This window comes from Portibacter marinus (assembly GCF_021533195.1).
Taxonomy (GTDB): Bacteria; Bacteroidota; Bacteroidia; order Chitinophagales; family Saprospiraceae; genus Portibacter; species Portibacter marinus.
On record NZ_JAJNKB010000001.1, the window covers coordinates 404,947 to 421,138 of the forward strand.

Annotated in this window: 22 protein-coding genes; 19 read left to right on the forward strand and 3 right to left on the reverse strand. The window is 35.4% G+C overall.

Annotation, left to right across the window (positions count from 1 at the left end):
• Window positions 1-161: 161 nt before the first annotated feature.
• Both L2567_RS01730 and L2567_RS01735 read left to right on the forward strand, forming a co-directional pair.
• On the forward strand, window positions 162-554 hold the full coding sequence (locus L2567_RS01730; RefSeq protein WP_235295958.1) for a DUF1801 domain-containing protein: 393 nt from the start codon (window positions 162-164) through the stop codon (window positions 552-554).
• Window positions 555-578: 24 nt separating this feature from the next.
• Window positions 579-1,349 (forward strand): hypothetical protein, encoded by a 771-nt coding sequence (locus L2567_RS01735; RefSeq protein ID WP_235295959.1) that lies wholly within the window; start codon window positions 579-581, stop codon window positions 1,347-1,349.
• Window positions 1,350-1,679: 330 nt separating this feature from the next.
• Here the strand turns inward: L2567_RS01735 and L2567_RS21245 are convergent, their stop codons facing one another.
• From L2567_RS21245 to L2567_RS01745, 3 genes are all read right to left on the reverse strand, one after another.
• Window positions 1,680-1,859, reverse strand: a complete 180-nt coding sequence (locus L2567_RS21245) for a type II toxin-antitoxin system RelE family toxin (protein WP_406626646.1) — start codon at window positions 1,857-1,859, stop codon at window positions 1,680-1,682.
• A gap of 76 nt (window positions 1,860-1,935) precedes the next feature.
• Entirely contained in the window at window positions 1,936-2,175 is a 240-nt protein-coding gene (locus L2567_RS01740) for a hypothetical protein (RefSeq protein ID WP_235295960.1), read from the reverse strand.
• 6 nt (window positions 2,176-2,181) lie between these two features.
• Window positions 2,182-2,370, reverse strand: a complete 189-nt coding sequence (locus L2567_RS01745) for a hypothetical protein (RefSeq protein ID WP_235295961.1) — start codon at window positions 2,368-2,370, stop codon at window positions 2,182-2,184.
• A gap of 313 nt (window positions 2,371-2,683) precedes the next feature.
• Between L2567_RS01745 and L2567_RS01750 the strand changes: the two genes are divergently transcribed.
• The 17 genes from L2567_RS01750 to L2567_RS01830 all read left to right on the forward strand — a co-directional run bounded on the left by L2567_RS01750 (window position 2,684) and on the right by L2567_RS01830 (window position 16,189).
• Window positions 2,684-3,349 (forward strand): tail fiber domain-containing protein, encoded by a 666-nt coding sequence (locus tag L2567_RS01750; RefSeq protein WP_235295962.1) that lies wholly within the window; start codon window positions 2,684-2,686, stop codon window positions 3,347-3,349.
• 41 nt (window positions 3,350-3,390) lie between these two features.
• On the forward strand, window positions 3,391-5,934 hold the full coding sequence (locus tag L2567_RS01755) for a T9SS type A sorting domain-containing protein (protein ID WP_235295963.1): 2,544 nt from the start codon (window positions 3,391-3,393) through the stop codon (window positions 5,932-5,934).
• 2 nt (window positions 5,935-5,936) lie between these two features.
• Window positions 5,937-6,578 carry a carboxypeptidase-like regulatory domain-containing protein gene (locus tag L2567_RS01760; RefSeq protein ID WP_235295964.1) on the forward strand — a complete coding sequence of 214 codons (642 nt, stop codon included), beginning with the start codon at window positions 5,937-5,939 and terminating at the stop codon, window positions 6,576-6,578.
• A gap of 79 nt (window positions 6,579-6,657) precedes the next feature.
• Window positions 6,658-7,224 carry a carboxypeptidase-like regulatory domain-containing protein gene (locus L2567_RS01765; protein ID WP_235295965.1) on the forward strand — a complete coding sequence of 189 codons (567 nt, stop codon included), beginning with the start codon at window positions 6,658-6,660 and terminating at the stop codon, window positions 7,222-7,224.
• A 76-nt stretch (window positions 7,225-7,300) separates the two neighbouring features.
• Entirely contained in the window at window positions 7,301-7,867 is a 567-nt protein-coding gene (locus L2567_RS01770; RefSeq protein WP_235295966.1) for a carboxypeptidase-like regulatory domain-containing protein, read from the forward strand.
• A 4-nt stretch (window positions 7,868-7,871) separates the two neighbouring features.
• On the forward strand, window positions 7,872-8,513 hold the full coding sequence (locus tag L2567_RS01775; RefSeq protein WP_235295967.1) for a carboxypeptidase-like regulatory domain-containing protein: 642 nt from the start codon (window positions 7,872-7,874) through the stop codon (window positions 8,511-8,513).
• A gap of 76 nt (window positions 8,514-8,589) precedes the next feature.
• The gene (locus tag L2567_RS01780) at window positions 8,590-9,156 is read left to right on the forward strand and encodes a carboxypeptidase-like regulatory domain-containing protein (protein ID WP_235295968.1); all 567 of its coding nucleotides are present in this window, start codon (window positions 8,590-8,592) and stop codon (window positions 9,154-9,156) included.
• Window positions 9,157-9,158: 2 nt separating this feature from the next.
• Window positions 9,159-9,473: a carboxypeptidase-like regulatory domain-containing protein gene (locus L2567_RS01785; RefSeq protein WP_235295969.1), complete on the forward strand. Its 315-nt coding sequence runs from the start codon at window positions 9,159-9,161 to the stop codon at window positions 9,471-9,473.
• The gene (locus L2567_RS01790; RefSeq protein WP_235295970.1) at window positions 9,449-9,835 is read left to right on the forward strand and encodes a hypothetical protein; all 387 of its coding nucleotides are present in this window, start codon (window positions 9,449-9,451) and stop codon (window positions 9,833-9,835) included. Before L2567_RS01785 ends, L2567_RS01790 begins: the two co-directional genes overlap by 25 nt.
• Window positions 9,836-9,908: 73 nt before the next feature.
• Window positions 9,909-10,589, forward strand: a complete 681-nt coding sequence (locus L2567_RS01795; protein ID WP_235295971.1) for a hypothetical protein — start codon at window positions 9,909-9,911, stop codon at window positions 10,587-10,589.
• 433 nt (window positions 10,590-11,022) lie between these two features.
• Window positions 11,023-11,661, forward strand: a complete 639-nt coding sequence (locus tag L2567_RS01800) for a hypothetical protein (RefSeq protein WP_235295972.1) — start codon at window positions 11,023-11,025, stop codon at window positions 11,659-11,661.
• Window positions 11,662-12,273: 612 nt separating this feature from the next.
• Complete coding sequence (locus tag L2567_RS01805) at window positions 12,274-12,534, forward strand: hypothetical protein (RefSeq protein ID WP_235295973.1); 261 nt, start codon at window positions 12,274-12,276, stop codon at window positions 12,532-12,534.
• 277 nt (window positions 12,535-12,811) lie between these two features.
• Window positions 12,812-13,345: a tail fiber domain-containing protein gene (locus L2567_RS01810; RefSeq protein WP_235295974.1), complete on the forward strand. Its 534-nt coding sequence runs from the start codon at window positions 12,812-12,814 to the stop codon at window positions 13,343-13,345.
• Between the two features lie 4 nt (window positions 13,346-13,349).
• The gene (locus L2567_RS01815; protein WP_235295975.1) at window positions 13,350-13,820 is read left to right on the forward strand and encodes a T9SS type A sorting domain-containing protein; all 471 of its coding nucleotides are present in this window, start codon (window positions 13,350-13,352) and stop codon (window positions 13,818-13,820) included.
• A 10-nt stretch (window positions 13,821-13,830) separates the two neighbouring features.
• Window positions 13,831-14,205: a hypothetical protein gene (locus L2567_RS01820; protein ID WP_235295976.1), complete on the forward strand. Its 375-nt coding sequence runs from the start codon at window positions 13,831-13,833 to the stop codon at window positions 14,203-14,205.
• A complete protein-coding gene (locus tag L2567_RS01825) occupies window positions 14,202-15,527 on the forward strand; it encodes a T9SS type A sorting domain-containing protein (protein ID WP_235295977.1) in 1,326 nt (441 codons plus the stop codon). The genes L2567_RS01820 and L2567_RS01825 overlap by 4 nt, the downstream gene beginning before the upstream one ends.
• A gap of 8 nt (window positions 15,528-15,535) precedes the next feature.
• Window positions 15,536-16,189: a carboxypeptidase-like regulatory domain-containing protein gene (locus L2567_RS01830; protein WP_235295978.1), complete on the forward strand. Its 654-nt coding sequence runs from the start codon at window positions 15,536-15,538 to the stop codon at window positions 16,187-16,189.
• Window positions 16,190-16,192: the final 3 nt, after the last annotated feature.

Here is a 16,192-nt window from a genome sequence, read left to right on the forward strand (position 1 = left end):
GCGGTTTTCGATGATACATGTGGGAATAATATACAACTTATTGAGATGCTTTAAGGCATTTCATCATTACGTAAGCACAACGGAAAAAAGTATTATTAGTGTAATCCTTGTTTTGTAACATCATATTTATCTAATATCTTTCAATTCATAAAGCAATTATTTTGAATGTAGAGGTGCAGAACTATATCAAAAATTTACCAGGAGATGAGCAGGAGATTGGTCACACATTGGCAGGCTACTTATTAAAAAATTTGCCAGAAGCTGAATATAAGATCTGGCATCGACAACCTGTATGGTTTTTGGACCAAAATCCATTTACTGGGTTTAGCAGCATAAAGGCCGGCATCCGATTGATGTTTTGGAGCGGAGCTAGTTTTAATGAAACTAAACTCAAAGCAGGTACGGGTAAATTTATGGATGCATCTATCATCTACAGTTCTGTAGGAGAAATTGAAAAGGAAGAAATAATCTCCTGGTTCCAGAAAGCTCGTCTAATTCAATGGGACTACAAAAATGTGATGAAGCGTATGGGGAAATTGATTCGATTAAAATAATTTTCTAAAATTTTTCAAGTATATATGAAGCAATTAATTTACTTACTATTCATTTTACCGTCTTTTGTACTGGCTCAAAATATCAAACTCGAAGGGGAAGCTCATATTACTGTGATTTCAAAAAACAATGGATCCGATAGTTTGGTGGTGACTGATGGTGGTGGCAAGCTTGGATGGAAAGAGTTGTCCTCCTTGATCAATTCATTGCATCACATAGGTGATTTGAAGCAAAGCCTATTTCCATCAGATCATGATGGATGGTATGCACTGGACGGGAGAGATATTAATACACTTCCCGCCCCAGCAAAGCAAGCCGCGATTGATTTAGGTTTTGTTGCGAATCTTCCTGATATGTCTGGAAGGATGTTGAAGCACCAGGAACAAGGTGAATTTTTAGGACAATTAAGTGGTAGTAACGAAATAAATTTGACAGTTGAGAATTTACCATCTTATAACCTTCCACTGGCAACCACTAGTCAGAATACCCATTCTCATAATGTAAGTGGAGTAGCACACCGTGCTGGTGGACATAGACATTGGTACAATGATAAATATTACCGTGATACTGGCTTTGATCCAGATTTTGCTACACCAGAGGGAGATCAAGTTGGTATAGTACGGGATGAACTTGCACGAATACACGAAGAGGGTTCGCATGAGCACACCATTTCCGGAACGGCAGAAAACGAAAGCCATGATCATTCAGTGCTGGTAAATAGTGGGGGATCTGGAACTCCTGTTGTGCTAGAACCAAGCAATATGGTGACCTTAGCGTACGTGTTTTTAGGTCAATAGCTTTCTCACAAATGAATAGAATAAGCTGTACTTTCAATTATTTCGAACGAAGGGTTGGCATGGCTGGTAAGCGTAAGTGCGAACGAAGTAGAGTAGCAGTCTGTGAGGAGCTGAGGTGAGATATCATATATCATGACAAGGCGGTAAGAACGGAACGCAGTGGAGAGCTTACTGCCGTGAGACAACATCGATAGTTATCGGTGCGCTCTAGCCATGATATGTGCCGAGGGAACTCGACGAACACCGATTTACTGCGCAAGTCTCAGGGCGCCAGCAGAGAGACCTTTAACTATATGCAGCTGGTGAGGTACGAGTCAGACCTATCTCTTTTTATAAACTCTTTTTATAAACTCCTTTTCGGTTTCCTATCTTAATCATTTGAACCACTAAAGCATCATCTTCGATGGTATAAAGAATTCTATAGTTTCCTGATCTTATTCGATATTCATTTAGTTTTCCAGATAACGTCACACAGCCTTCAAGTCGTGGTTCTTCCTTGGGCTTATTGATTCTTTCAGCGAGTCTTTAGATTTCTTTCTTGGCAAGCGTGGCTAGTTCTTTTAAGGCTGATTTAATAATCCTAACCTCATACATATTTATCCAGATTTCCTCTTGCCTTAAATTCTTGCATTACTTCTTCTATTGGATATGATTCTTCTCCTTTTCTGGAAGCTATAATTAGACTATCTAAGATATCTTCTACGATATCACCATGCTTTTCTAAGTCGATTTGTACAAACCGCTTTTTATTTTCATCGTCCGTGACGTAGTATATTCCTTCCACTTGCATTCTTTCTGGTTTTAAAGTTAACGATTCTATTTTCATATTGATTCATTTCAGTGAATGAAAACTCTTCAACTCATCCTCCAGCTCCTCACAATTATAAGTCCAATACCTTTCCGCTATGCTGACAAAATTATGTCCTGTCATATACTGAACCTTCCGGATATCATGATGCTTAAGCCAGTGAATAATCAGTGTAGAGCGGATCACTTTACCAGAACAGATCTTCCTATTCATCTTCTCAAGTACTCTTAATAAGCTCTTTGAATTTAGTTGTTAATTATGCGGTTGGAGCGACATTTTTCAAGGAATGATGACCTAAGAATAAATTTTATTTCGATTTGCAATTAATTTTACTTATATTATTTTTCAAATCGTTAAAAGCATTGTTTTTATCGAGATTGCCTGATTAACACCCGGGAGAAAAGTTCTTCCTTTCTATAAGGAATGATCTATAAGCGACAATTTCTCTTCTGCGATTAGCACACCATGCAGCAAGGGACTCCCACAATCTTCATGTCGCTCGTGCATAACTACATAATTTTTTATCATGAAAGTTTTTACTATAACTTTTACTCTTCTACTATTTACAATATTTTCTCATGCCCAGATGATCGTCGATGATGGCGGAGATGTCGGAATAGGTGGCTCTTATGGTTCCACAAAATTTACAGTTCCTTTAGGTCTTGCCCTAGAAGTAAGTGGTGAGGTTTATATGAATGGAGGTGTCGGGAAAGGAGTGTACATTCAAGATTACATAGGAGATGTCATTTTTACAGGTGGCTTTAACAACGAAGGATTCCTTGGTAAGTACAATGAAAGATGGGGAGATATCTATGGAGAAAGTATTCACTATGATAACTTATATCAAGGTTCAGACATTTCAATAAAGGAAAATATCGTTCCTCTAGAATCCGCATTAGTTAAAATTTTAGCCATTAATGCTGTAAAGTATGATCTTAAAGCATCATATTATGAAAACTCAGACCCAGAGTTAATTGATGAACTAATCTCTAGTGGAAAAAACAAAGTGGGAGTAATCGCCCAAGAACTAGATGACATCTTACCTAATTTAGTCAAATTCAATGAAGAGGCTGGAATTCATATGGTCAATTATGTAGATATGATTCCTTACCTGATCAAAGCCATTCAAGAACAGCAAGTGGTGATTGATGAGCTTAAGTCTAAAGTTAATCTTTTAGAGATTGGAAAATAACACTCACAAGTTTCCATTTTCTAATTTCTAAAATATTAAAAATGAAAAAATATAAAATATTAATAGCACTCCTAATTCCACTATTATTAAATTCCCAAAATATCATACAGTATGATCGCGTGGTAAAAAAGCAGATTTCTGCTGAAGGACAAGACCTTCCAGTTATACATTCTGAAGATGCACTCAACTCAGCTATACTAGCCACTAATGGTATTTCTGAAGTCACTGTGCTTAACAATCATGATTGGAGAAAAATCTACAGTTTAATTGGGCGCAATGTGCCTGAGAAAGAAAACTTCGTAGTCTACGATGATCTATTCTCGCATGCTAAGGAGATGATGGACTTTGAAAAAGTATACCCCATCATGCTCATGAATTATGATTTTATTTATGAAGGTACTGATGGTAAGCAATCTTTGGATAAAACGTTTGCTTCCACCATTTTACATAATAGTGTGGTTGGAGATCAGATTACATACACTATCAACAAAGATATGTTGTTCAGCAATAATTCAAATACTTATAATATCGAAGTTGATTTTGATAATGGTGAAGGCTATCAGGACGTATTTTTAAATGAAGGTATCACCATTGATTATCGAGGGCAGAGAAAAGAATTCTTAGAAATCAAGTTACGTACTGTAGATGATGAACAAACCTTGTACAGTCATTTTACTATTAGAAGAAAATCTTCAAAGATTGTACCTACTGTCAGGAATATGGGGAATTTTTCAACAATGAGAAGTGTTCCTCCCGAAAATCATGAATTTCAATTCAATGCCTCTAATGGGCACTCATTCACAGTTACGATTTTATATTCAGACAATATCGATGGACAAAGAAAACTTAGACGACCTTTCATCGTGACTGATGGGTTTGATCCAGGAAATTTAAGAACCTATGAAGGTAATAATTCCAGTAGTAATCAGGATCGTGTAGATCATAGAGGTTTATTCGAATTTGTGAATGGAGACGACTCTCCCTGGGAAACGGAACCGAGCGCTAACTTTGTTGATAAATTACATTCAGACGGATACGACATTGTATTCGTTAATTTTATTCAAGGAGCTGGAGATATAACAACGAATGGAATTGCTTTCAAAGAGTTTCTTAATGATGTAATTAATGGCCCTACATTTCGTGATAGTAAAACAGAGATGAACATTATTGTCGGTCCTAGTATGGGTGGATTAATAACAAGGTATGCTTTAGCTTCTCTTGAGGAGGATAATATTGCACATTTTACAAAATCTTGGATTGCTTTTGATTCTCCTATGAACGGAGCTTACATTCCAATATCATTACAATATGCTGTAGACTTTATGCATACATGGAATTTCGGTATATCACCGGCTATATCAAGTGCTAAGGATAAATTAGATTCATATGCAGCTTTACAACTTCTGATCAAGCATTATGACAATTTTGGAGAAGTTATTCACAACCAATTTTACAGTATAATGGATGACCTTGATTATCCTGAACTCCTTAAACGTTACGCGATTACTAATGGAGGTAAAAGTAGATTGATTGGTTCTACTGGTACTGGAAACTACGAAAATATCTTGTTTCGTCTAGTAAATACTCTTGGTCCTAGAATGTATGGCAATAGCATGCATAATACAAATTCCTCCACTTCATACAGACTGTTTAGAGGCGAAGGTAATTGGGGCACGACTGATAAATATGTTGACTATAATATAGCCTATGACGGTGCGGTAGGTGGTTACAATACTGCTCTTTATGCTGTAAATGGAGACAATGCATACAATGGTTGGGAGAAAGATCCAAATAATCCTGCTAATGAAAGATATATGAAAGCAACTTTCATTCCTGTTGCCTCAGCTTTAGGCTTCGAAGTAACCCCCAGTAATGTTTTCGATAGCTGGGAAGATTTTAGTGTTAATAGTAGTCCGTTCGATGAATTCTTCGGAATGAATACGAATGAGGAACATGTGAATATCAGTCAATCTACTGCTGATGATGTTATTGAAGATTTTTTTAGACCTGATTTTGATAATGGACAAATTCCTTTCGATAGAAATGGAAACAGCGACATTGTTTTTGACAAGCCAGTAGCTTTTACACATAGGAATACTGCGAGCTTCGGAGGAAATGGGAATACCGTAGAATTCCAAGATGGGACGGATGTAAATATTAAAGCTGGTGACTGGGTTAGATTCGAATCTGAAGTTTATATTAAGTCTGGCGCTAAGATTAACATTAACACTGCACCCATAAACTACTCTACAGTCTTTAGATCATCTAAAGCTAGACCAGGTCTCGATCCATTCGCTAAATCCGATTCTAGAGGAAAAGTGTATAATTATGAAACAGCAGATGGACTTAAAAACGTTAATCTAATAACTGTAACACCTAATCCTGCTCAGAACTTCATTCAAGTAACAAATAAGACTGAAACTCAAAGTAGATTTAGAATCATGAACACGAAAGGCGAGGAAGTGAAGGCCGTGATTATTTCTCCTAATACGAATACACGTATAGACATAACTGATTTACTCGACGGTAATTATATCATAATAGATTCAAATGCTGCACGGTTAGGCAAATTCATAAAACTATAAACATGAAACATTTAATATTGATCGCTTCCGCAATGATGCTTGTAGCATCTTGTGGAAAAATAAAACAAACCACCTCGATGAGTGGTCGAGTAATAGATTTCGGAACTGGTGAGCCTATAGAAAATGTACAAATCTATGTGCAGGATGGCTTCACAGGTTCCGGCCCCATACTTAATCACGATGATATCGGTGAAAATGAAGCACTGACTTACACTGATGAAAATGGGGAGTTTTTTGTAGAAATTAAAGCTGAAAATAATCCTGTCCTGTATCCTTCCAAGCCAAGTGAATACTGGAACTATAATGAAGGTGGGTTAGTGCAGTCTGGTGAAATTTTTACAAAAGGCGAAAATCACAAAAATATTGAGGTAATTCTCCGTGGACTCGCCTATCTTAATCTGAGATTCGAAAGTCAAACTACTTTGGAAGATAGCTTCATAGTCAAAAGTTATAGAGACTACCCTAATTTAGATACAAGAAATCACAGGGTAGGTACTTCATTTAATTATGAGGGTAAACTGGCTATTGGCAATCATCACTACACCTACGACTTCAGATATAAACGAGATGGGATCTGGACTAGTATTCTAGATAGTATCTACATTCCACTTGGCGAAACGAGAGGTGATACAATCTATTATTAGAAAGATGAAATATATAATATTAATCGCTTCCGCAATGATGCTTATGGCATCTTGTCTAAAAATAAAGCAAAATACCTCGATGAGTGGTCGAGTAATAGATTTCGGAACTGGTGAACCTATAGAAAATGTACGAATCTACGTGCAGGATGGCTTCACAGGTTCGGGTCCTATAATTAATCACGATGATATCGGTGAAAATGAAGCACTGACTCACACTGATGAAAATGGGGAGTTTTTTGTAGAAATTAAAGCTGAAAATAATCCAGTACTATTTCCTTCTAAATCTCGTGAATACTGGAACTATAATGAAGGTGGTTTAGTACAGTCTGGTGAAATTTTTACAAAAGGTCAAAATCATGATAATATTGAAATTATCTTACGAGGCAAAGCTTACCTCAACTTCAGAGCTGAAAGTATAAATGGACAAGCTGATAGTATAAAGTTTCTAGGTTATCTCGATTATCCTAGTCTGTCAACTCGTAGTATAAGTGAGGGAAAATCTTTTAATAGACAAGAAAAGTTTGCCTACGGAAACAGTTACTATACCTACGACTTCAGTTACAAAAGAGAAGGTGTCTGGACTAGTATTCTAGATAGTATATATATACCGCTAGGTGAAACAAGAGGAGACACAATCTATTATTAGGATGAAAAAATTAAGTTGTATTATCTCCGCAATAATGTTAATGGCATCTTGTGGAAAAATAAAACAAACCACCACGATGAGTGGTCGAGTAAAAGATTTCGGAACTGGAGAACCTATCGAAAATGTACGAATTTACGTTCAAGATGGATTCACAGGTTCAGGTCCCATACTAAATCACGATGACATAGGTGAAAAAGAAGCACTAACCTATTCTGATGAAAATGGAGAATTCTCTGTAGAAATCAAGGCTGAGAATAATCCAGTACTATATCCTTCTAAATCTAGTGAATATTGGAACTATAATGAAGGGGGATTAGTGCAGTCTGGTGAAATATTCACAAAAGGCGGAGGTCATAATAATATTGAAATTGTGTTAAAAGGAAAAGCTTACCTTAACTTCAGAGCTGAAACTATAAATGGGCAAGCTGATAGTATTCAATATCTTGGATTTGTAGATTATCCTAATGTGCATGAAAGAGAGTTAGAAAAAGGTCAAACCTTCAATCGAAAAGAGACGTTTGCTATAGGTAACAAATACTTTGTCTACGATTTTAGCTATAAACGAGATGGGGTATGGACTAGTATTCTGGATAGTATCTACATACCACTTGGCGAAACCAGAGGTGATACCATCTATTATTAGAAAGATGAAATATATAATATTAATCATTCCCGCACTGACACTTATGGTGTCATGTGGGAAAGTAAAGCAAACAACCACCATGAGCGGGCAAGTAGTCGATTATGGAACTGGTGAGCCTATAGAAAATGTTCAAATCTACGTGCAGGATGGAATCACAGGTTCAGGTCCCATACTAAATCACGATGACATAGGTGAAAGTGAAGCACTAACTTATACTGATGAAAATGGAAAGTTTTTCGTAGAAATCAAAGCAGAGAATAATCCGGTGCTGTATCCTTCTAAATCTAGTGAATATTGGAACTATAATGAAGGGGGATTAGTGCAATCTGGTGAAATATTCACTAGAGGTGAAGACAACCGAGATATAGAGATTGTATTAAGAGGCAAAGCTTACTTAAATTTCCGAGCTGAAGCACTAGAAAATCAAGCTGATAGCATTAGATGGTTAGCTTATTTAGAGTATCCGAGTCTATTTTCAAGACAATTAAGTAAAGGAAAAACATTTAATCGGGAAGATTACTTTGCCTATGGTAATAACTATTTTACTTACGAGTTTAGCTATAAAAGAGGTGACAAGTGGACTAGTATTCTAGATAGTATATATATACCGCTAGGTGAAACAAGAGGAGACACAATCTATTATTAGGATGAAAAAATTAAGTTGTATTATCTCCGCAATAATGTTAATGGCATCTTGTGGAAAAATAAAACAAACCACCTCGATGAGCGGTCGAGTAATAGATTTCGGAACTAGAGAACCTATCGAAAACGTACGAATTTACGTGCAGGATGGCTTCACAGGTTCAGGCCCCATACTCAATCATGATGATATCGGTGAAAATGAAGCACTGACTTACACAGATGAAAATGGGGAGTTTTTTGTAGAAATTAAAGCTGAAAATAATCCAGTACTATTTCCTTCTAAATCTCGTGAATACTGGAACTATAATGAAGGTGGTTTAGTACAGTCTGGTGAAATATTTACTAGAGGTGAGGATCATAAGGATATTGAAATTATATTGAGAGGTAAAGCATATTTAAATTTTAGAGCTGAAAGCGACAACGAACAAGCTGACAGTATAAAGTTTCTTGGATATTTAGAATATCCAAGCTTGTCATCTAGATATCAGAGTAAGGGAAAAAACTATGATATAATAGAAGGTTTTGCTTATGCAAACAGCTACTACACCTACGACTTCAGATATAAACGAGATGGGGTATGGACTAGTATTCTGGATAGTATCTACATACCACTTGGCGAAACCAGAGGTGATACAATCTATTATTAAAAATGAAATATATAATATTAATCATTCCCGCACTGGCACTTATGGCATTTTGTGGAAAAATAAAACAAACCACCTCGATGAGCGGTCGAGTAATAGATTTCGGAACTAGAGAACCTATCGAAAACGTACGAATTTACGTGCAGGATGGCTTCACAGGTTCAGGCCCCATACTAAATCACGATGACATAGGTGAAAAAGAAGCACTAACCTATTCTGATGAAAATGGAGAATTCTCTGTAGAAATCAAGGCTGAGAATAATCCTGTATTATATCCTTCTAAAACAAATGAGTATTGGAATTACAACGATGGGGGTTAGTGCAATCCGGAGAAATCTATACTCGAGGTGAAAACAACAACGATATTAAGATTGTACTGAGGGGCAAAGCTCACTTAGATTTCAGAGCTGAAAGCACCAACGGACAAGCTGATAGTATAAAGTTTCTTGTATATTTACAATCTCCAAGTCCTTCAACTCGAAGTCTCAGCAAAGGTAAAACCTTCAATAGGAAAGAAAAGTTTGCATATGGAAACAGTCATTACACCTACGACTTCAGTAACAAACGAGATGGTATATGGACAAGTATTCTAGATAGTATCTATATACCACTAGGCGAAACTACATGTAATACTCAGTATTTTGACGGAAGTGTTGCTAAATTCTATGTTAATGTGAGATAAATAACTTCTAATACTTCAATATCAAAAATAAATTGGAATGAAATTTTTATTCCAGTTTTTTAAAATAAGAAAAATGAATAAAACAATTATTTGCCTAATCCTAATAATCCTTGGAATTTCATCATTGCAATCTCAGAAATTAGTCCTCGAAACTTCCGTAAGTAAGTCTTTCTCTGGCTTCGGCGATATGTGGGGAGAAGTTGTGGATTTTTCAGCGAGCTACAACCTTTATAAGAATTTTTTCATCAAATCAAGCATAGGAGGTGGTGGTGCTAGCCAAGAGTTTTTTAGTCAAAAAGAACTTCAAGAGAGACCTAACTTATTCGTGGCTGATGAATGGACCGAAAACTTTCCAGGGGGGTATCCTGATTTTTTATTCGATAGAGGATTTGCACATAAAACGCCACATCTTGAGTTCCAAAAATATAGATTCATTAGTCTAACCCTCGTCAAAAAATTCAATGTATACAAAGGATTTTCAGTGAGCCCAGAAATTGGAATTGCAAGAATGAACGTTAAAAACTCTTACGTTACTGCAACACGACCTATACTAGAAGATCTTATCAATGAACAAAGACTTGTCACCATTTTGGTTCCTAATATCATCAACTTTGATACCTTTATGAGCGTTATCAATCTAAGTTTAAACTACAAAATCAAGGATGATTTTCGAATAGGTCTCCAAGGCTCAATAATGAATGGCGATATTATTCTTTCTACATTCGGTCTAAACTTCGCATATTATTTACTGTGAAGCTGAATTTCATAACATTTCTGCAATCAATTTTATACTTACTAGTATTTTTCGTGAAATTATTTTTAAACACTGCCATCCCATTACATCATAAAAGATGCGGATATTGATCAGTGATTTTTACTGGAATTTCTTGAATTTTATTGGCATAATTTCCTATTTAACGAGCTTCAGAAAAGCCTTGCTCGCAATATAACCGGAGCTATTAATTCGTTGCTTCCTAAGAATTAAAATTTAGGTCATTCAACCTTAAATTTTGTGTCTGAAAAAGTCGTTACAGACCTCTTTTTCGTCCTTCACAGGCACGATTCTGAAGACATCTCCACTACACTCCAATTCTAAATTATTCTATTTTTACTATGGAAATTCTTAAGGGAGGTCTAAATTGAGGCATGGCTGGTGATTGGCTAAACCTTGATTAAAACGTTTGCAAATGAAACTGTTGAATTTAATTTTTCTCTCAATGCTAACCACTTTTTATGTAAGTGGTCAATATTCGATGGAAGTTAAAGGTGGAGTATTTTTTGCAAATCTGATTAAATCACCTGAAAATTTCACTAAATCTTTTGATGGATGGGGATTAAAATCGGAAGTAACAATATTGAGAAATTTAGTCAGCAAAGAAAACAACCAACTACGTATTGGTGCCGGGTATACCATTTTTAAGTTTCTGGATGAAAATCTGTTATTCGTAAATGATAGAAATAATTCACTTTCAAGATCTTATGCAAATATCATTTTACGATATGAAAGAAACATCTATAAGGATAAAATTTATTTACAAGGATCTGTTTCTAACTATATACTCTTACATAAAATAGACAATGAGTTCTCATTGCAAAATGGAATATTTACAAATATTGATCTTGGAGTAAGAATTCCTCTTAATCAAAAGGTATCAATTGTGTTAACATCACCTATCACAATTTTTCCTATGTTAAGTGGTAGAACGCAAGTTGGAGCTGTTTCGTCTGATCCTTTTATAGATTTATTTGTAGAACAGATCGGTGGTGATCTAGGTGTATATTATGATTTTAAATATCCCCGCACATATAAAATCAAAAAGCGTTAGGTTCCTTGCAGAATTTGACGCTTTTTTCCCACCCCCCTAAAAATTAAAATTCAAGTCTTTCCAACCCTGAATTTTGTGTCTCATCAGTTTGTTACAGAACCTTTTTCGCCGCTTCCCACGTGCGTAAGCCTACCCTATTTTTCTCTTTCAGTTAAGAAAAAATAGGTCAGGAGCGAAGATTTGAAGGTTAAATTTTATGTTCGCGATCTTAAGAGCAGCGGCGCAGCTGATGATAGAACTCAGGATGATTAAGAGCTCTCATTTACTATGCGAGCCAGGCTCAGCCGTTTTAAGGTCTCTCCTATTTTTTCTTGTCTCTTTTTCTTTTGTATTCATATAGGATTATTCCCACTATAATGGATGCGATCGATGTGATTATGATATTTAACATATTTATGTTTTGCTCACAAGATCTGACCCTTATTTTGATTCATCCGATTTGTTAATTTACCTCCTAGCTACTATGCCCGCCAGGCTGAACCGTTTTGCTCTTGGCTATAGATCTTAAAGTAACGCCCCTTAGTGAAGCTCTCGCAATAAGAGAACCAGCGCATAAGACTGGATAAGAAGTCATCCGGCAGCTGCCGGACATCGCTTATCCGCCTGGATCTTATGCGCCAGCTCTCCACCTACTATTTTCACCTCGAGGTGTTACTTTTGCTGATTAATGTTACACCGCTTTATTCTACCTCAGGACTTTGTGTATTATACTACAGCAATTCAAAATACAAGTGGCATGCCTCTTTTGAAAAGAAAGATTTGCAGCGATTAGAAGACTTAAAACTTCTTGATGAAGATAAAAAAAATACACTCATTAATTTGATTGATACCTATATCAGAGATGCTAAAACTAGAAGAGCATATGCCTCTTAGAACCTACATCTTTGATTCTATTTTTTTTGAATCACACCACCCCGACAAAAACATATTATTCGGTCTTATATATAAATAGATTATTTTTATTTCTTCTTATTATTACATTGCTTTTAATAAGTATTGAGTCTAGCTTATTTTAAGATTGTATTTTAACACCCAGGAGAAAAGGTCTACCCAACCTATTAGCGATAATCACTTCCAAATTTTAGCACACTTAGGAAGTCTACCACAATCTACCTATCGCTCGTGCATTAACTTTTTAAATTCATATCACATGAAAACGTTAAGCATTTTTTTAACACTATTGTTATTCTCGTTTATGGCCAATGCCCAAATTGAAATGAATTCTAGTGGTGAGGCCGGAGTGGGCACTTCGCCACTTAGTGGTTTTTCCCTTAATGTTTATGGCGATACACGGATAACTCCCTCGAATAGCAATGGAACTGCTGAAGGGCTTGATATTGAGATCACACCGTTAGGAAGTCCTCCAACTTGGCAAACTATGTTAGTTTTTGACGCTGAAAATAATTCAGGACAAATTGGAAATTCAGGAAATAGAATAAGTAATTTGTATTCGGATAAGGTAAATGCCAATACTTACATTACAAATTCTGATCAAAATATAAAAGAAAATGTTTTACCCATAAGTAATGCTATCACTAAAATCTTGCAAGTTAATACAGTTACATACGACTTAAAATCTTCTTATTTTGGAAATAGTAGTGAAGAGCTACTCAATCAATTAGTTAATGACTCAAAGGCTATTCCTGGAGTTATAGCTCAAGAGGTACAAGAAATTTTTCCTTAAACTCGTGCATTTTGATAATTCTTCAGGTTTATATGGGGTCAATTATCAAGGGTTTATTCCTTATTTAATCAAGGGCGTGCAAGAACAGCAAATAGTTATTGACAGCCTTAGTCAAGAAATCACTAATTTGAAAAATGCCCTTACTGACATCGCGCTCAATAATATTGACAACACTAATGAAACCGACATCAGAGAAGATGCCATTCAAATAAAAGGAGCTAAACTTTTTCAGAACATTCCTAATCCAACTAATCAAGCAACTACAATAAACTATGATTTACCTAAAAACATTAAAACTGCATCGATCAACGTTTATAATGTTAGAGGAAAAATGGTGAAAACCATTGCAATTAATAGTAATAAGAAAGGTTCAGTCATCATGCGAGCAAGAGATCTCAAGCCTGGTATTTATGTATACACACTTTCTGCAGATGGCACTCTCATAGATTCTAAACAAATGGTCATCACCAAATAAAAATTAGAAAATGAAAAATTTTATACAGATCACGATAATTGCCATGGTAATTTTCTTTACCAACTGTGAAAAAAAACAGGTGGGAATAGAACCCAACGAACAATTTCAACTAGTCGGTGAATGGGAAGAAAAATTTCCTGAATTACATGATGGCATAGCTGACACGCTTGTTTTCACTGAAGATAACATAGTCAAAGAACACTTTTTTTTCGACGGGTTTAACTACGAAGAAAGGACAGATACAATCATCATCTTCCAAGATGAAAATATTCGAAAGTATTTCTTTGAGATCATAAGTCCTACTGAAATGATCATTTATCATTTCCTTGATAGAGCCTCTACTGCAAGTGAAAAGGATATTCATTACCAAAAAATTAAAAAATGAAAATAATAACATTTAGATATATATCAATAATTACGTTCATGTTTCTTCACTTTTTTACTTTCGCACAGATTACCTCTGAAATTGATAAATTCTATTACTACTATGATGAGAAGATTCCACTGTCAGTAAATCAAAATAAACTTTTAATATATTATGTTGAAGAAAGTGAAAATATCATTGAGTTACTTGCACAGTATAATATTGATAAAGAAGTTAATCTAAAAAATGACGTTTCAAACGAGAATAGAAAGGCAAAAATAATTGAGTTGCTTCCCTCAATGAATTATCAAGATGAATTAGAAGCATTAGAATTGAGTGACAATGTCATTTGTGTTGAAAAAATAATCGGTGACTCCACACCAGTATCGAACACGTTTTATGTTAAATTACATAATCTGAGCGACTCAACTAAATTAGTAGAGCTTGCTAATAGTACAGGCTCTAAGATAATAAGGCAAATAAAATCAAGAAAAAAATGGCACGTTTTAGAAGTAGATAAATACTCAATTTCTGACTGTATTGATGTTTCCAATATCTTCGCTGAATCTAAATTATTTGACAAGGTTGATCCTGGTTTTATGATAAACTTCTCACCAGCGTGTAGAACTGATTCACAATTTGGGAGTCAATGGGCTATCGATGATAGTGGAGTTGATATAAATGCTTGTGATGCATGGAATATTACAACAGGCTCAAGCAATGTTACGCTTGCAATAGTAGATGAAGGAATAGACCGGAATCATGATGAATGGACTTCTTCAACATTCACCTCTTTTTCTTATGATGGTCCAGTATCCTTTAACTATAAAGATAATGTCACTTTTGGAAAAGGTAATCATGAAGTAATATTCGAAGACGACGCACACATCATAGCTCGGGCTACTGACTATATAAAACTTGAAAGTAATGTTAGAATTGAAACTGGAGCACAAGCACTATTCATTACAGAACCTGTGAATAATACTTCTGTATTCAGATCTGATGATTTCACAACACATGCTGTCGATCCTACTAAGCCTAATAATTTCTTGTACGAATGGCACAACTACGGTAAAGTGTTTGAAAATAGCGAGGTAAGTGAGATAAAGGAAATAAATCTATACCCTAACCCTGCTCTTGAATTCATAAATGTAAAGCTAGACGGGTTTGGGTATTATAATGGAAAAATCTTTAATACCAATGGTGGAATTATCGAGTCTTTTGTAATAAAAATGAATGATAACATCATGCTTAATGTTAGTGATTATGCCCCCGGAACTTATTTTCTTTCAATAACCAAGCCTGATGGTACGCAAGAACTAAAGAAGTTTATTAAATTTTAAATAAGGCTATGAAGAATATTATTTTAATTATTGTAATCGCTACCGTAAGTTGTCAAAAGGCACCCAAATTTACAACTGTAAGTGGGCAGGTAATTGATTATGGATCTGCAGAACCAATAGAAAACGCTACTATTCGTCTAATTGACGGATGGAGAGGATCAAACCCGATAATTGATTCCGAAATGCACACCGATAACGAAACTGTCACACTGACAGATGCTAATGGTGAATTTAATGCAAGTATCGATGCTGCATATGATGTATTTCTCTTCCCTTCGAAAAGTGATGAATACTGGCCATATGATTTAGGAGTTACAGGTATTACAAATAAGGCTAACGGTTATGCGAAAGGATCAGACACCTCTAATGAGGTGTTACGTCTAAAAGCAAAGGCTTTTACAGAAGGTAGATTCAAAGATTCTCAAAATCAGAGAGATTCAGTTATTGTATATAGATTGATGCCCGATCTGATCGCACACCCATGGAATACATACTCAAATCCAAATGGAGAAGCTCTTATGCCTAATGGAAACGCCTTAATCATCGGTAATGACTACTATCGTTATAAAATAGAATATAAACGAAACGGAGAGTGGAATTCATTAATTGACAGTATCTACCTAGAAAAAGGAGAAACATTTACAGATACGATCTACTACTAATAT

What these genes read in the sequence shown, in the direction of transcription:
- L2567_RS01735 (WP_235295959.1), top strand. Translation starts at nt 579, where the DNA reads ATGAAGCAATTAATTTACTTACTATTCATTTTACCGTCTTTTGTACTG.
- L2567_RS01740 (WP_235295960.1), bottom strand. Translation starts at nt 2,175, where the DNA reads ATGAAAATAGAATCGTTAACTTTAAAACCAGAAAGAATGCAAGTGGAA.
- L2567_RS01745 (WP_235295961.1), bottom strand. Translation starts at nt 2,370, where the DNA reads ATGAATAGGAAGATCTGTTCTGGTAAAGTGATCCGCTCTACACTGATT.
- L2567_RS01750 (WP_235295962.1), top strand. Translation starts at nt 2,684, where the DNA reads ATGAAAGTTTTTACTATAACTTTTACTCTTCTACTATTTACAATATTT.
- L2567_RS01755 (WP_235295963.1), top strand. Translation starts at nt 3,391, where the DNA reads ATGAAAAAATATAAAATATTAATAGCACTCCTAATTCCACTATTATTA.
- L2567_RS01760 (WP_235295964.1), top strand. Translation starts at nt 5,937, where the DNA reads ATGAAACATTTAATATTGATCGCTTCCGCAATGATGCTTGTAGCATCT.
- L2567_RS01765 (WP_235295965.1), top strand. Translation starts at nt 6,658, where the DNA reads ATGAGTGGTCGAGTAATAGATTTCGGAACTGGTGAACCTATAGAAAAT.
- L2567_RS01770 (WP_235295966.1), top strand. Translation starts at nt 7,301, where the DNA reads ATGAGTGGTCGAGTAAAAGATTTCGGAACTGGAGAACCTATCGAAAAT.
- L2567_RS01775 (WP_235295967.1), top strand. Translation starts at nt 7,872, where the DNA reads ATGAAATATATAATATTAATCATTCCCGCACTGACACTTATGGTGTCA.
- L2567_RS01780 (WP_235295968.1), top strand. Translation starts at nt 8,590, where the DNA reads ATGAGCGGTCGAGTAATAGATTTCGGAACTAGAGAACCTATCGAAAAC.
- L2567_RS01785 (WP_235295969.1), top strand. Translation starts at nt 9,159, where the DNA reads ATGAAATATATAATATTAATCATTCCCGCACTGGCACTTATGGCATTT.
- L2567_RS01795 (WP_235295971.1), top strand. Translation starts at nt 9,909, where the DNA reads ATGAATAAAACAATTATTTGCCTAATCCTAATAATCCTTGGAATTTCA.
- L2567_RS01800 (WP_235295972.1), top strand. Translation starts at nt 11,023, where the DNA reads ATGAAACTGTTGAATTTAATTTTTCTCTCAATGCTAACCACTTTTTAT.
- L2567_RS01805 (WP_235295973.1), top strand. Translation starts at nt 12,274, where the DNA reads ATGCGCCAGCTCTCCACCTACTATTTTCACCTCGAGGTGTTACTTTTG.
- L2567_RS01810 (WP_235295974.1), top strand. Translation starts at nt 12,812, where the DNA reads ATGAAAACGTTAAGCATTTTTTTAACACTATTGTTATTCTCGTTTATG.
- L2567_RS01820 (WP_235295976.1), top strand. Translation starts at nt 13,831, where the DNA reads ATGAAAAATTTTATACAGATCACGATAATTGCCATGGTAATTTTCTTT.
- L2567_RS01825 (WP_235295977.1), top strand. Translation starts at nt 14,202, where the DNA reads ATGAAAATAATAACATTTAGATATATATCAATAATTACGTTCATGTTT.
- L2567_RS01830 (WP_235295978.1), top strand. Translation starts at nt 15,536, where the DNA reads ATGAAGAATATTATTTTAATTATTGTAATCGCTACCGTAAGTTGTCAA.